This window comes from Streptomyces sp. 147326 (assembly GCF_045000215.1).
Lineage (GTDB): Bacteria > Actinomycetota > Actinomycetes > Streptomycetales > Streptomycetaceae > Streptomyces.
Genome location: NZ_CP134201.1, coordinates 7,814,317 through 7,828,886, shown reverse-complemented (window position 1 = coordinate 7,828,886; position 14,570 = coordinate 7,814,317). Strand labels below are relative to the sequence as shown.

The following is a 14,570-nucleotide window of genomic DNA, read 5'->3' as shown; positions in this document are numbered from 1 at the left end:
CCCGCGCAATGTTTACGTAAACATAACGCGTGTGGAACATCGCCTGCACCGGGGCCGGCGCCGCCGTCGGTTCCGGAGCCGTGGGCGCACCGCCCGTCCACGGCTCTCCACCCGCCAGCCGTCACGAGGTACTCATGCGACGTCACCCCCCTTACCTGACAGCCCTGTTCGCCGTCGTGGCCGCGCTCTTCGCGAGCCTCCTCGGCGGTCTCGGCACCGCCGCAGCCTCCCCCTCCCCCGTCACCGTCATCAACGCCACGCAGTTCACCGATCCCGCCGGCCGGCCCGTCCACGCCCATGGCGGAGGGGCCATCAAGGTGGACGAGTACTACTACTGGTTCGGAGAGGACCGGAACCCCGACAACAGCTTCCGGTACGTCTCCGCCTACCGCTCCACCGACCTCAAGACGTGGGAGCTCCGCGGCCACGTCCTGTCCCAGGCCACCGACCCGGAGCTGGCCACCGCCAACATCGAGCGCCCCAAGGTGATGTACAACCGCGCCACCGGGCAGTTCGTCATGTGGATGCACAAGGAGGGCAGCGCCACCGACTACAGCGAGGCCCGTGCCGCGGTGGCCGTCTCCTCCACGGTCGACGGCGACTACTCCTGGCGCGGGAGCTTCCGGCCGCTGGGACACATGTCCCGGGACATCACCACCTTCGTGGACACCGACGGCACCGGCTACATGATCTCCGCCGCCAACGAGAACGCGGACCTGCACATCTACCGGCTCACCGCGGACTACACCGGCATCGAGACCCAGGTGCAGAAGTTGTGGGCCGGCCAGTCGCGCGAGGCTGCGGCCCTGTTCAAACGCGACGGCGTCTACTTCCTGGTGACGTCCGGCGCGACCGGCTGGTCCCCCAACCAGCAGAAGTACGGCACGGCAGCCAGCGTCACCGGCACCTGGAGCTCTCTGCGGGACCTGGGCGACGGCAGGACCTACGGCTCCCAGACGGCCTTCGTGCTGCCCGTGGAGGGCGCCGGTGCCACCACCTACCTGTACATGGGCGACCGCTGGGGCAACTCCATGGGCGGCACGGTCAACGATTCGCAGTACATCTGGCTCCCGTTGAAGTTCCCGAGCAGGACCACCCTCTCCATGGACTACTACCCCCAGATCATCATCTCCACGGAAGCCGGCACCGTGCGGGGCACCGGGGACTGCAACATCCTGACCCCCGCGCACAGCGGCAAGTGCGCGGATGCCGCCGACTGGTCGGTGGCCGAAGGCGCCGCGCTGATCCAGTGGGCCTGCACGGCGGGCAGCGTCAACCAGCAGGTGTGGTTCCGGGGCGTGGGAGACGGCACGGTGCGGATCATGCTCCGCCACAGCGGGAAGTGTCTCGCGGTCCGGGACGCGTCCTCCGATGACGGCGCCGCCGTCGTACAGGTCACCTGCGGCGACGCGCCCGGACAGAAGTGGAAGACGGCCCAGGCAGGCCCGACCGGCATGCGGCTCGTCGCCCAGCACAGCGGCAAGTGCCTCGACGTCGCGAACCACTCCTGGGCCGACGGCGCGCGGCTCGTCCAGTGGACGTGCAACGGCGGCGACAACCAGAAGTGGAGGCGCTCGGCCGTCTGACCTGCCCCGCCTCGCCCCCGGCACCGGTGCGGCCGTGTGAATCCACGGCGTGGGACACGGCCCCACACGGTCGCCGGGGCGGTCAGTCCTCGACCGGGCCGAGGTCGGGTGCGTCCCGGAAGGCCACCCTTCGTTCCCGGCCGGGTGCGTGCAGTTCGAGTACGACGACTTCGTTCGCACCCGCACGCAGCACCGGGCCGGGCACGTACAGCGAGCGCTGGGGGCCGCGAGACCAATACCGGCCGAGGGCGAAGCCGTTGACCCAGACACTGCCCTTCGTCCAGCCGTCGAGGTGGAGGAAGGCGGCGGTCCGGTCCGCGTCGAAGGTGCCACGGTAGAAGGCCGGCCCGGTCGGCGTGGACGACCCGGCGCCGAACGGAAGGTCCTCGAGCGAGGTGAGCGGCAGCGGACGGCTGGTCCATCCCTCGAGCGGGGACCCGTTCAGCAGAACGCCGCCGAGCAGCCCCTTGCGGTCGTGGATGCCCTGGCCATAGTTCACGCGCCCCTGGTTCTCGACGAGGACGGTCAGGACCGTGCCCGGCCGCGGGACCGTGAAGGTGAGGGAGTGCTCGTGGCCCTCCCGCTCCAGCACCCCCACGGGCTGGCCGTCGAGGAAGACCTGGGCGCGGTCGCGCACCTGCTCCAGTTCGAGCAGGGCGGGCCCGGCGTCCGGCAGGTCCGCCTCGTACAGCACGAAGCCGTAGTCCTGTCCGAGTTCCTCCATCGTCAGCGGACGGCGCGAGGCCACGGCGTCCCCGAGGGCCGGCGCGGCGTCCAGCAGACCGATGCTCTCGGTCAGCGCCACCGCCTCCAGGCTGAACTTCGCCGCGCGCGCGGGCGGGAACTCCGCCGGGACCGGAGCGTACTTGGCGATGACCTTGCGGAAGGCGGCGAACTTCTCGGTCGGGTCGCCGGCCTCGTCGAGGGGGGCGTCGTAGTCGTAGGAGGTGACGGTCGGCCGGTAGGTGTGCTTGTCGTTGGCGCCGTTCATGAAGCCGAAGTTCGTGCCGCCGTGGAACATGTAGAAGTTCACGGAGGCCCCCGTCGAGAGCAGCTCGTCGAGCTCCTGGGACGCCTGCTCCGCGCCGCGGACGACGTGGTTGCCGCCCCATCGGTCGAACCAGCCGATCCAGAACTCCGTGCAGAGCAGCGGTCCGGACGGCCGGGCGGCGCGCAGGGTGGCGAGGTGTGCCGCCGACCGGCTGCCGAAGTTGGCGGTGGCGAGCACTCCGGGCAGGGCCCCTCGTTCCAGGTCGGCCGGCTGGTCACAGGTGAAGAGCGGGACGTCGACGCCGTGGCGGTGCAGGGAGTCGGCGAGGTGTTCCAGGTAGGCGGTGTCCTCTCCGTACGCCCCGTACTCGTTCTCCACCTGTACGGCGAGCACCGGCCCGCCCCTGGTGGCAAGCCGGTCGTGCAGCGGGGGCAGGAGCCGGCTGAAGTAGCCGTCGACCGCGGCGAGGAACTGCGGGTCGCGGCTGCGCAACCGCATGGCGGGATCGGCCAGGAGCCACGAGGGCAGGCCGCCCCCTTCCCATTCGGCGCAGATGTAGGGGCCGGGCCGCAGGAGTACGTGCAGCCCCTCGGCGGCGGCGAGATCGAGGAACCGGGGCAGGTCGAGGCCGCCGTCCATGCGGAACTCGTCGGGCCGCGGCTGGTGGAGGTTCCACGGTACGTACGTCTCCACCGTGTTGAGCCCCATGAGACGGGCCTTGTGCAGCCGGTCGCGCCAGAGGTGGGGATGGACGCGGAAATAGTGCAGTCCGCCGGAGAGGATGCGGAAGGGATCGCCGTCGAGCCGGAATCCGTCGTCTTCGATCTGGAGAAGGGGCATGCGCGTGCTCCTCAACTGAGCAGGGATGCGCGGATCGCGCCGTGGGGCTGTCGCCCCTCTGAATGTTTACGTAAACATTCACGACATGGCAAGTCCCTCCGTCTGTCACGCTCGTGAATGTTCCCGCGGGCAGCAGCGGGGCCGGGCTGGGGCCGACGGGCGTGTGCCGGCCGGGATCAGGGCTGGGTGGCGCCCAGGAGCAGCTGTCCCACCGAATCCCTCAGGACGGAGCACGCCTCGGGGTCGAGGCCGTCGTCGGAGACGAAGTAGTCGATCTCCGAGAGCGCGATGAACCGGCTGAGACCCACGACGCCCCATTTGGTGTGGTCCGCGACCACGGCAACCTGAGTGGCGCAGTCGATCAGCGCGCGGTTGGTCTGGGCTTCCGCGAGGTTCGGAGTCGTCGCGCCGGCACGTTCGGACACGCCGTGGGCGCCGATGATGAGCAGGTCCACCTGGAGGGAGCGGATCGCCTGGTCCGCGAGAGGTCCGACGAGAGAGGCGGACTTGGTGGGAGTGCCGCCGGTCAGGAGCAGCGTGGGACCCGCGGAGCCGGGCTCGGCCCCCGTGGGCCGCAGCAGCTGGGCGACCGGCAGGGAGTTGGTCACCACCGTCAGACCCGGGACGTCCCGGAGCCGGGCGGCCACCGCGTAGGACGTCGTCCCGCCGGAGATGGCGACGACACTCCCCGGTTTCACGAGGGCGGAGGCCGCCTCGGCCACCGCCGACTTGGCCCGCGACTCCAGACCGGCTTTCGTTTCGAAGGGTGGTTCGTCTCCGGTGGTGACGGAGGCACTGATGGCGCCCCCGTGCACCTTGGACAGGGAACCGGTACGGGCGAGCACGTCGAGGTCGCGGCGAATGGTCATGTCCGAGACGCCCAGCCGTTCCACGAGATCGGCCACCCGCACGGCTCCGTCGCGGCGCACGATGTCGAGGATGAGAGCTCTCCGCTGGGGTGCGAGGCGTGCTGACTCGGTCACGATCTCGTCCCCGTTCCTCTGCGCGCCGTCCGTGTTGGCCGTCGTACTCACACGGCATTCCTCACAAACGAACAGTCTACGTCGCCGGGCTTCGACCTCACCGCGTTCTCATGCGATGCGCCGGGCGCCGGCGGCCGGGGAGACCGGGAACAGGTGCGGAGCCTGGTACCCGGCCGAGCCGAACGCAGTGGTGACAGCGTCGCCGATCGTCTCCACCCGGCCCTCCTCGGCCAGCACGATGACGGACCCGCCGAAACCGCCGCCTGTCATGCGCGCCCCGAGCGCTCCGTGCGCCAGGGCCGTGTCCACCACGAGGTCGCTCTCCGCACAGGAAATCCGGAAGTCGTCGCGCAGCGACGCGTGGCCGTCCGTGAGGATCGGACCCAACGCCGCCAGGTGACCGGCCCGAAGGTGCGAGACGGCCTCGGTGACCCGTGCGTTCTCCGTCACCACGTGCCGGACCAGGGGCATCAGGTGGGCGGGGAGGGCTCCGGCCGCCCGGGGCAGGTCCGCGGGAGTGAGGTCGCGCAGTGCCGCCAGCCCGAGCAGACGGGCGGCCTGCTCGCACCCGGCCCGCAAGGCCGCGTACGCGCCGTCCCCGAGGTCGTGCTTCACACGGGTGTCGACGACCAGCAGGCTCATCCCCTGTGCCTCCGGGGCGAACGGGACCTGCTCGTGGGTGCCGGTGCGGATGTCCAGGTGCAGGGCCGCACCCGCGGTGCAACAGGCGGAAGCCAACTGGTCCATGGCCCCGCACGGCACGCCGGCGAAGCCGTTCTCCGCACGCTGGCCGATCAGAGCGAGGGCGGGTGCGCTCAGATTCAACCCGTAGAGGTCGTTGTAGGCGAAGGCGACCGCGCACTCGAGCGCGGCGGAGGACGAAAGGCCCGCGCCGACGGGCACCGCGCTGTCGATGTGGAGGTCGGCGCCCCCGAACTGGTGCCCGGCCTCGCGCAGCGCCCAGACCACCCCCGCCGGATAGGCCCCCCACGTGGTGACGGCTCCGGGGGTGAGTTGGGCGACGAGGAGGTCGATGACCGGGCCGTCCCCCTGGGCGCTGTGCAGCCGCAACCGGCCGTCCTGTCGCCGCCGCGCCGCGACCAGGGTGTGCTGGGGGATGGCGATGGGCAGCGCGAAGCCGTCGTTGTAGTCGGTGTGCTCGCCGATCAGGTTGACCCGGCCGGGCGCTGCCCAGACCCCCTCCGGATGGGCGCCGTAGATGCGCCGGAAGGTCTGCTTCATACGGTCACCTCGCGTGCGAAGGCCCAGGCGTCAGCCACGATGGAATCCAGGTCGGTTCGGCGGGGCCGCCAGCCGAGGCGCTCGCGTGCGCGGGCCGCGGACGCGACCAGTACCGCGGGGTCGCCGGGACGGCGGGGGCGGACGATCTCCGGAATCGTACGGCCCGTGACCCGTCGTACGGAGTCGATCACCTCGCGGACCGTGAACCCTTCGCCGTTGCCCACATTACAGATCAGGTGCTCGCCGGGGCGGGCGGCATCCAGGGCCAGCAGGTGGGCCTCCGCGAGGTCGGCGACGTGGATGTAGTCGCGTACGCAGGTGCCGTCGCGCGTGGGGTAGTCGTCGCCGTGAACGTCGATGTGGGGGCGTTGCCCCAGGGCCACCTGGAGGATGAGCGGGATGAGGTGCGACTCGGGTTCGTGGCGCTCGCCGTGGCCCGCATGGGCTCCCGCGACGTTGAAGTACCGCAAGGACACGGCGGCCAGCCCGTGGGCGGCGGCCTCGCCGGTGATCAGGTGGTCGACGGCGAGTTTGGTCGCGCCGTAGGGGCTGGTGGGTGCGGTCCGGGTGTCCTCCGCGATGGGCACCTGCTCGGGGTCCCCGTACACGGCCGCGGTGGAGGAGAACACCAGGGTGCCCACGCCGGCCCGGCGCATGGCGGTGATCAGCTCCAAGGAGCCCGCCACGTTGTTGCGCCAGTACTTCTCCGGGTCGCGCACGGACTCGGCCACCTGTGAGGAGGCGGCGAAGTGCAGCACCCCGGCGTATTCGGCGTCCAGCAGCACGTCGGCCTGCAGCACCCCGCCCAAGACGAAGTCGGCGCCTTCCGGGACGGCTTCCACCACGCCGGTGGTCAGATCGTCCAGCACGGTGACCTCGTGTCCGGCCGCGAGGAGCCGGGCCGTGACCACGCTGCCGATGTAGCCTGCCCCACCGGTGACCAAATACCTGCTCATGACGCGGCCTCGCGGAGCCGCCGGGCCGCGTCTTCCGGGGCGATGTCGTTGACGAAGGAGTCCATGCCGGATTCGACCCCGGCGAGGAACTTGAGCTTGCCCGCCGACCGGCGGACCGTGAACAGCTCCAGGTGCAGCGCCAGTTCCTGCCCACCGGTCTTCGGTGCCTGGTGCCACGCGGAGATGTAGGGGGTCGGGGCGGTTTGCGCGGCCTCCCCTTCTTGACGGAACAGCCGGTCGAACCTGCGCAACAGGTCCAGGTACATCCCGGGGAACTCGGCGCGTTCGGCCTCCGTGAGGTGGGTGAGGTCGGGGACGCGGCGATGGGGATAGAGGTGCACCTCGTACGGCCAGCGGGCGGCATAGGGGACGAACGCCGTCCAGTGCTCCCCCGCCAGGACCACGCGCGACGTGGCGGCCCGGGCCTCGGCCAGCAGGTCTTCGAAGAGGTTCCCGCCGGTGACGGACCGGTGCTTGTCGGCGACGGCGATCATCTTGGCGGTCCGCGGTGGTACGAAGGGAAAGGCGTAGACCTGTCCGTGCGGGTGGGCGAGGGTGACGCCGATCTCCGCACCGCGGTTCTCGAAGCAGTACACCTGCTCGACTCCGGGAAGGGACGACAGCCGCTCGGTGCGGTCCGTCCAGGCGTCGAGTACGAGCCGGGCACGGTCCTCGGTCAGATCGGCGAAGCTCGCTCCGTGCTCGGGCGTGAAGCACACGACTTCGCAGCGTCCGACGCGCCCTGCCAGGGAGGGGAAGCGGTTCTCGAACACGGCCACGTCGTAGTCCGCCGCCGGGATCTCGCTGTGGCGCCCGTTCCCGGAGGGGCACAGGGGACACTCGTCGGTCGGCGGATGGTGGACGCGTCCCTGCCGGTGCGAGGCGATCGTGACCCAGTCGCCGGTCGCCAGGTCCAGGCGCAGCTCCGGGTGACTGTCGACGGGCTCCGGCGCACGCCGGTCGACCGTGTCGCGCTCGGCGCTCTCGTCGAGGTCGTAGTAGATCAGCTCGCGGCCGTCTGCGAGCTTCGTCGTGGTTCTCTTCACGGAAACGTGCCCGTCTCTCGGAGTGCGGTACGGCGCTATGGCGAGCCATACGTCGACAAGAGTAAACAGAAAACAACCAAAGTCAACGTGTGCTCCTGTCAGGTGTGCGACCGACGGCGGGCCCTTCGGGGCGAGCCCGTCGCGTTGCGTCGCCGCAGCAGGACGAATGCACCGCCGGCCAGGGCCGCGGCGGCGCCGACGGCGCCCCCTGCGACGCCGATCCGACCGGCGCTCCCGTGCGCGGTCGCGTCGGTCCGCACCTCGTGCGCCGTCGCTCCGGGAGCGGTGTCATCACCGGCAGGCGCTTCGCCGGTCCGGGCGGACGAGGAGGTGGAGGGCGAGCCCGTGGGGGCGGGGCTGGGCGACAGCGCCGGGGACTCCGAAGGGGAGGCGGCACCACCGGGTGCGGTCGGATGGACGTCCGGTCGGGAACCGGCGGCCGTGCTGGTGATGGCGATGTCGTCGAGGAAGAGGACCGCTTCGGATGCTCCGACCCGCTTCGACGGCCCCTTCTCGGGGCGCCAGTTGGGGCGGTAGGCGCCGATCCTGAAGTGCGGCGGATCGCCGCGGTGGTAGTTGTTGGCGCCCTGGTGCGAACCGACGGTGACGCCGTCCCGCGCGACGGCGATCGAACCGGGCCTGCCGGCGGAGGACCACGTGACGTCGAAGGTCCACCGGTTCCAATGACCCAGACGCGCAGCACCGAGCGGGATGACGGTCTCCTGTATCTCACCGCTGCTCATCCAGTGGACCTTCAGCTGCCAGTTGGCACCGTGGATCGAGAGTGCGACGACGGGTTTGATGCCCTCGCCGTCGTCCTGGGTGCTGAACCACTGGGCGACGATGGTGTCGAGATCCCGCTCCTGCCAGTCGCCGGGGAGGTAGTTGGCGAAGCTGAAGCGATGACTGCCCGCGTCAAGGCCCTTGATGACCAGCTCGGACTTGAACGAACGTCCGTCGTTGGGGATGTTCACGCGCGCGGCCTGTCCCGCCTCCCTCCGGGCGCGGGCCCGATGAGGACACGGCCGAAGCCGTTGATCGCCATGAACGGCAACTTCTGGGAGGGGGACTCGAAGTCGTACGACACGGAATCGGCGGCGGCCGCCGGGGAGCCGGCGGTGGGACCGACGACCAGCAGGACGGTGGTGCAGGCGATGAGGAGGCGGGCCGGTCGGCCGGCGGGTGACAGCGGTACGGCGCGGGGCACGGGCATGCGTCCTTGCGCGAAAAGGGATGGAGACTTCAGCCGGCGATACGGCGGCAGGCACGGAACGGAACGGAATGGGACGGGACGGAGAAGCCGATGAGGCCTCCGACGGAGACCGCCAGATCACAGCGGGGAATGGGCGACCGGGCCCGATACGGCAGGACAGACCACAGGCCCTTCACACGCACAGTCGGTGCGCGAAGACCGGCCTTCCGGTACTGCGCTCTCAGGCGCGCGCCGATGGCTCAAGCTGCCGCGACCCTACTGGGCAGGGAGGGGGGAGAACCAGGGGAGAACCCCGCCCGTTCGATAACGAACCCGCAACTACGGTGGCGCGAAGCTCAGTTGTTGGCTCAGGTCGGCGGCCTTAGCCCCTCTACGACCCTGTCGAAGACCGGCCTGCGCCGGTCTGCGCCGATCCCACACCGCGTCCGGCGCCGAGAAGTAGCCGACGTACTGCGTGCCGGCGCTGTCGCCGTTTCCCCCTCTCCTGTTGCTCGACCGTCACGGCGGACATAACGCAACGCCGTATATGCGGCCAAGATGTCTCGGAGCGAATGCATTGCACCGCTGCCGGCGCTCAAGAGGCGTGCAGCGTAATGCATTTCGGGGCAGTTCCTCGACCGCGACGATTGCTTGACACCCGTCTGATAGATGGCCGAAATTACGCCACTCCCTCAGATGAGCGCAGAAATGCCGCTTTGGTTCTGAACGATTTCGGGGCGCCGGCGCGCGTGGTTCCGGATACGGGCGAAGGCGGACGATGGACGGGGCCACGACGATGCCCACCGCCGCTCCCGGCGGCACACCAGGCGTGCGCGGGCGGGCGGGGCCGGCCGATGACCTCCGTACTGCTGGTCGAGGCCGACGCGCTGTCGCGCGGGGCCACATTGCTCGCCCTCCGGCGCTACTGGGTCTTGAGGCAGGCGCCGACGACTACGTCACGAAACCCTTGGACATACCGGTCCTCGTGGCACGGATACGGTGCGCGCTGCCGCGCCGCCGGTTGCCCGACGGGCGCGACATCGCCCTGACGTCGGCGACGGAATTCGGAGACCTGCGGATCGACCCGCAGGCCTGACGGTCCGGCGGTCCGGCCGCCCGCTCGACCTCACTCCCACCGAGCCCTGACGGGCGGTTTCAGCGGCAACGGCGCGCCGCTCGTCCCTCACGCCCCCTGGGTGTCCGCCAGGATCAGCCGGCCGACCTGCTCGCCGAGGACGGTGCGTGCCTGCTCGGCGAGTCCGTCGTCGGACACGAAGTAGTCGATCTCGGACAGGCCGGCGAACCGGCTCAGCCCGACAACGCCCCACTTGCTGTGATCGGCCACAACGGCCAGCCGGGTCGCGGCGGAGATCAGGGTGCGGTTGGTCTCCGCCTCCGCGAGGTTCGGAGTGGTCACCCCGGCTCGCTCGGAAACGCCGTGCGCGCCGACGATGACGAGGTCGACCTGCAGGGAGCGGATCGCCTGGTCCGCCAACGGCCCGACCAGAGAGGCGGACTTGGTGGGGGCCCCGCCCGTGACCAGCAGGGTCGGGGCCGCGGAACCGTCCTCCGTCCCGAACGACCGCAGCAGCTCCGCGACGGGCAGGGAATTGGTCACCACGGTCAGGCCGGCGATGTCGCGCAGACGGTGGGCGACGGCGTACGTCGTCGTCCCGCCCGAGATCGCCACGACGCTTCCGGGCTGCACCAGTTGGGCGGCCGCTTCGGCGACCGCGGCCTTGGCCGCCGACTTGAGGGTGGACTTGGTCTCGAACCCGGGCTCGTCGCCCGTGGTGCCGGAGGTACTCACCGCTCCGCCGTGCACCTTCTCGACCGCCCCGGCCCTCGCGAGCACGTCCAGGTCGCGGCGGATGGTCATGTCGGACACCCCGAGCTGTTCCACGAGCGCGGCAACGCGCACCGCTCCCTTGCGGCGCACAGTATCGAGGATCACTTCTCGCCGCTGGGCCGCCAGCGGTGCCGACTCCGTCACAGTCCCACCCAATGATCTCTAGCGAATTCCAGACAGAGATCAATTGTACACTGCATCCAATAAGGGCGGGCAAGGGGTACGCAGGACCTCATCCGCCGAACGTTCGTACCGAAGGACGGATTTGCCGGGTTGCGTATCCGACCGACCAGCCCTGGTGACCGCCCCCACTCTTTTGTCCGCGCAAGCATTTATGGCGAATAACGGCGGTGGGTGCCGAAAGGCTTCTCCCCGGTCCCCCTCGCCCTCCGTGTGATTGATCGCGTTTCAGGCCGGAGGGCCGTTTCGCCCGACGAGGCCCGCCCCTCACGGGGCGGGCCTCGTCGTACCGAGCGCACTACCGTCGTGCGCGCCGTGTCAGTGGGGCAGTCCGACGGCCCGTTCACCGCTGCGGCGCTGCTGGATGACGACGGCGCCGACGAGAAGGGCGCCCTGGGCGACGTTCTGCCAGAAGGTGTTGATGCCCTCGACGGTCAGTCCGTTCTCCAGCGCGCCGAGCAGCGCCACGGCCAGGAGCGTGCCGCCGATGCCGCCCTTGCCGCCCTTGAGCGCACAGCCACCGAGCGCCGCCGCCGTGATGGCCTTGAGTTCGAGGCCCTCACTTCCCGAGACGGGCTGCCCCGAGCCGGTCCGCGCGGTCAGCAGGATGCCGGCCACCGCCGCCACCACACCGATGAGCGCGTAGACGGCCACCAGGTACTTGTTGATGTTGATACCCGCCAGGCGCGCCGCGGTGTCGTTGCCGCCGATCGCGTAGATGTTGCGGCCGATGTCCGTGTACTTCAGCATGACGTGCACCGCCAGCGCCACGACCACCAGGATCCAGATCATCACCGGTACCCCGGCGATCTTCCCCCGGCCGAGGAACACGAAGAGGGGATCGTTGAGTACGTAGCCCTGCGCGCGGCCGTCGGAGACGAGCTGGGCCACGCCCTTGTAGGCGGCCAGGCCCGCGAGCGTCGCGATGGTGGGGTTGACCCGGCCGTAGACGATGGCGACGCCGTTGACCACGCCGACGAGGATGCCGATGCCGATCGCGGCGGCCATCCCGAGGTAGGGGTTGGATCCGCCGGACGTGAAGACCATGGCGCTCACGACGGACGCCAGACCGGCCTGGGAGCCGACGGATATGTCGAGGCCGCCGCAGATGATCACGACCGTCTGGACGATGGCGAGCAGTCCCGTGATCGTCACCGCCTCGCCGATGACCTGGATGTTGGCGAGGCTGAGGTAGTTGTCGTTGAGGAACCCGAACAGGGCCAGGACGAGGACGAGGGCGCCGATCAGGCTGAGGTTCTGCCCGCCGACCGAGGAGAGCAGGGCCCCTCCGGTCTTCCGCGCCGGAGCGGGGAGGTTCTCGGTGGTGGCCGGCGTCTGGGTGGTGGTCATCGAGCGTCTCCATCGGCGGAGTCGGTGTGCGGTCGGTCGGATGCGACGGGGGCGAGGTCGTCTGCCATGGCGAGGTTGAGGATGGCTTCCTCGGTGGCTTCCGACCGGTTGAGTTCGCCGGTGATGCGGCCGTTCTGCATCACGACGATCCGGTCGGCGAGGCCCAGGACCTCGGGTAGTTCGGAGGAGATCACCAGCAGGGCGACCCCCTCCCGCGCGAGGTCGGCGATGATGCGGTAGATCTCGGCCTTGGCGCCGATGTCGATGCCGCGCGTCGGCTCGTCGAGGATCAGGACCTTGGGCTTGCGCAGCAGCCAGCGGGCGAGCACGACCTTCTGCTGGTTGCCGCCGGACAGTTTGCGCACTTCGTGCTCGATCGAGGGGGTGCGCACCCGGAGCCTGTCGGAGAAGTCCTGCGCCACCGCCTTCTCCTGGCGGCTCTGGACGAAGCGCCAGCGGCGCAGCCGGTCCAGGCTCACCAGGGAGGTGTTGTCCCGGATGGAGCGGTGGAGGAACAGCGCCTGGGCCTTGCGTTCCTCGGGGGCGAGTCCGATGCTCGCGCGGATCGCGTCCCTGGGGCTGCGCAGACGCAGGGGGCGGCCGTTGACGGAGACGCGACCCGATCGGACGGGCCGGTCGCCGGCGAGGGCGAGGGCCAGCTCGGACCGTCCGGCCCCCATGAGTCCGGCCAGGGCGACCACCTCTCCGGCACGGACCTGGAGGTCGATGTCGCTGACGTCGTCCGTGGTGACACCTTCCAGCTGCAGGACCACCTCGTCGCGGGCGACGTCCTGCCGCACGAACAGGGAGGACGGGTCACGGCCCACCATCAGGCGGACGACCTCCCCCTCGTTGGTGTCGCGGGCTTCCAGCACGCCGGCGACCGCGCCGTCGCGCAGGACGGCGATGCGGTCGGCGAGGCGGAAGATCTCCTTCATGCGGCTCGGCGAGCCGCTGCTGAGGCAGACCCGCGAGGTCATCGCGGCGCACGCGCTGCCGGCGACGCTCCAGGCGCTCACCTTCCAGCGGAGCACCGTGCCGGACAACCCGGTGAGCCTCGGAGCCGCCACCTTCGCCCTCGAGGGCTTCCTCGACGACCGCGAGACCTTCGGCACCGTGGCGGCGGGGCGCCGCGCCGCCAGGGCGGCGAAAGCCCGGACGTCCTGAGGGCGGCCCGGCGTCCGGCCCCTCAGCCGGCCGGGGGCGCCGTACTCCCGCGCACCACCAGGACGGGCGCCACCGACGCCTGGCGCGGGTTGCCCGTCTCGCCGCCGATCTGCTCGAGGAGCAGTCTGACGCAGTGGCGGCCCACGGCGTCGAAGTCCTGCCGGACCGTGGTGAGGGGGGCGGGGAAGAACGCGGCCTCGGGAACGTCGTCGAATCCGGTCACGCTCACGTCCTGCGGCACGCGCCGCCCCGCCTCCTGCAGGGCGCGCATGACGCCGAGGGCCATCTGGTCGTTGGCGGCGAAGACCGCCGTCACCTCCGGGCGGCCGGCCAGTTCACGTCCGGCGCGGTAGCCCGAGGCCGCGGACCAGTCACCGTAGAGGAGCGGTGGTACGACGGTGCCCGCATCCTTGAGCGAGCGGTGCCAGGCCTCGGCCCGGCGGCGCGCCGCGTAGGAGTCGCGGGGCCCCGCGACGTGCCAGACCGTACGGTGGCCGAGGCCCAGCAGGTGCGCCACGACGCTGCGGGTGCCCTCGGCCTGGTCGATGTCGACGTTGGCGTAGCGGTGGCCGGTGTCCCCGTCGGCGAAGACCACGGGGACGGTGGACGGCAGCCGGAGTTCGGGGGTGTCCAGGATCTGCGACTCGATGAGGATGATCCCGTCCACCGACTGGACCATCAGCTGCTGGAACGCCTGGCGCACGGCGGCTCCGGTCTGGGCCCGGGCCCCCATGAAGTTCACGAACAGGTCCGCTTCGCGGGCGGCCTCGGAGATGGCGGCGAAGGTCCTGGCGTTGCCGTAGGCGCTGATGTCGAAGCTGATGACGCCCAGCGTGCCGAAGCGTCCGGTCACCAGCGCCCGGGCAGCCGTGTTGGGCCGGTACCCGAGCATCTTCATCGCGGCCAGCACCCGGTCGCGGGTGGCCGCGTCGACGTTGTCCCGGTTGTTGGCCACGCGGGAGACCGTCTGCGACGAGACCCCCGCCATCGCGGCGACATCGGCCATGGAGGGTGACTGGCGCAGCGGACGGGACCTCTGTGATCGTGCTCCGACCTCGCGCGGCATGTGAACCGGACCTCCGAACCCCTCTGCTCCGACCGAGTGCGTGGTGCACTCCGTACGGATGTTAGCGCTGCGCACCGACAGGGCGGGCGCGCACGCTACTCGCCGGTTCTCTCGACATGTCC

At 70.5% G+C, this 14,570-nt stretch carries 13 protein-coding genes and 1 pseudogene; 3 read left to right on the top strand and 11 right to left on the bottom strand.

Going from position 1 to position 14,570, the window contains the following annotated elements; all coding sequences use genetic code 11:
* Nucleotides 1-134 precede the first annotated feature (134 nt).
* On the top strand, nucleotides 135-1,586 hold the full coding sequence (locus RIU97_RS35890; RefSeq protein WP_404961659.1) for an RICIN domain-containing protein: 1,452 nt from the start codon (nucleotides 135-137) through the stop codon (nucleotides 1,584-1,586).
* 82 nt (nucleotides 1,587-1,668) lie between these two features.
* Here RIU97_RS35890 and RIU97_RS35885 read toward each other — a convergent pair whose 3' ends face one another.
* From RIU97_RS35885 to RIU97_RS35855, 7 genes are all read right to left on the bottom strand, one after another.
* Nucleotides 1,669-3,417 carry a beta-galactosidase gene (locus tag RIU97_RS35885; RefSeq protein ID WP_404961658.1) on the bottom strand — a complete coding sequence of 583 codons (1,749 nt, stop codon included), beginning with the start codon at nucleotides 3,415-3,417 and terminating at the stop codon, nucleotides 1,669-1,671.
* A 176-nt stretch (nucleotides 3,418-3,593) separates the two neighbouring features.
* Complete coding sequence (locus tag RIU97_RS35880) at nucleotides 3,594-4,400, bottom strand: DeoR/GlpR family DNA-binding transcription regulator (RefSeq protein ID WP_404963060.1); 807 nt, start codon at nucleotides 4,398-4,400, stop codon at nucleotides 3,594-3,596.
* A gap of 108 nt (nucleotides 4,401-4,508) precedes the next feature.
* Complete coding sequence (gene galK / locus RIU97_RS35875; RefSeq protein WP_404961657.1) at nucleotides 4,509-5,642, bottom strand: galactokinase; 1,134 nt, start codon at nucleotides 5,640-5,642, stop codon at nucleotides 4,509-4,511.
* The gene (gene galE / locus RIU97_RS35870; RefSeq protein WP_404961656.1) at nucleotides 5,639-6,598 is read right to left on the bottom strand and encodes a UDP-glucose 4-epimerase GalE; all 960 of its coding nucleotides are present in this window, start codon (nucleotides 6,596-6,598) and stop codon (nucleotides 5,639-5,641) included. The genes galK and galE overlap by 4 nt, the downstream gene beginning before the upstream one ends.
* Nucleotides 6,595-7,644: a galactose-1-phosphate uridylyltransferase gene (galT, locus tag RIU97_RS35865; protein ID WP_404961655.1), complete on the bottom strand. Its 1,050-nt coding sequence runs from the start codon at nucleotides 7,642-7,644 to the stop codon at nucleotides 6,595-6,597. The genes galE and galT overlap by 4 nt, the downstream gene beginning before the upstream one ends.
* A gap of 98 nt (nucleotides 7,645-7,742) precedes the next feature.
* On the bottom strand, nucleotides 7,743-8,618 hold the full coding sequence (locus RIU97_RS35860; protein WP_404961654.1) for a heparin lyase I family protein: 876 nt from the start codon (nucleotides 8,616-8,618) through the stop codon (nucleotides 7,743-7,745).
* Entirely contained in the window at nucleotides 8,615-8,857 is a 243-nt protein-coding gene (locus tag RIU97_RS35855) for a hypothetical protein (RefSeq protein WP_404961653.1), read from the bottom strand. Before RIU97_RS35855 ends, RIU97_RS35860 begins: the two co-directional genes overlap by 4 nt.
* A 901-nt stretch (nucleotides 8,858-9,758) precedes the next feature.
* Here RIU97_RS35855 and RIU97_RS35850 point away from each other — a divergent pair.
* Nucleotides 9,759-9,845 (top strand): annotated as a pseudogene (locus tag RIU97_RS35850) (DNA-binding response regulator); the annotation flags it as partial.
* Between the two features lie 174 nt (nucleotides 9,846-10,019).
* Here the strand turns inward: RIU97_RS35850 and RIU97_RS35845 are convergent.
* The 3 genes from RIU97_RS35845 to RIU97_RS35835 all read right to left on the bottom strand — a co-directional run bounded on the left by RIU97_RS35845 (nucleotide 10,020) and on the right by RIU97_RS35835 (nucleotide 13,153).
* Nucleotides 10,020-10,829 carry a DeoR/GlpR family DNA-binding transcription regulator gene (locus RIU97_RS35845; protein WP_404961652.1) on the bottom strand — a complete coding sequence of 270 codons (810 nt, stop codon included), beginning with the start codon at nucleotides 10,827-10,829 and terminating at the stop codon, nucleotides 10,020-10,022.
* A gap of 354 nt (nucleotides 10,830-11,183) precedes the next feature.
* On the bottom strand, nucleotides 11,184-12,215 hold the full coding sequence (locus RIU97_RS35840) for an ABC transporter permease (RefSeq protein ID WP_404961651.1): 1,032 nt from the start codon (nucleotides 12,213-12,215) through the stop codon (nucleotides 11,184-11,186).
* Nucleotides 12,212-13,153, bottom strand: a complete 942-nt coding sequence (locus RIU97_RS35835) for a sugar ABC transporter ATP-binding protein (protein WP_404961650.1) — start codon at nucleotides 13,151-13,153, stop codon at nucleotides 12,212-12,214. The genes RIU97_RS35840 and RIU97_RS35835 overlap by 4 nt, the downstream gene beginning before the upstream one ends.
* On the opposite strand from RIU97_RS35835, the gene RIU97_RS35830 reads away from it, so the two are divergent.
* Entirely contained in the window at nucleotides 13,152-13,382 is a 231-nt protein-coding gene (locus tag RIU97_RS35830; protein WP_404961649.1) for a hypothetical protein, read from the top strand. The two genes, RIU97_RS35835 and RIU97_RS35830, sit on opposite strands and share 2 nt — an antisense overlap.
* A gap of 22 nt (nucleotides 13,383-13,404) precedes the next feature.
* On the opposite strand, the gene RIU97_RS35825 is transcribed toward RIU97_RS35830, so the two are convergent.
* Nucleotides 13,405-14,388: a LacI family DNA-binding transcriptional regulator gene (locus tag RIU97_RS35825; RefSeq protein WP_404961648.1), complete on the bottom strand. Its 984-nt coding sequence runs from the start codon at nucleotides 14,386-14,388 to the stop codon at nucleotides 13,405-13,407.
* Nucleotides 14,389-14,570: the final 182 nt, after the last annotated feature.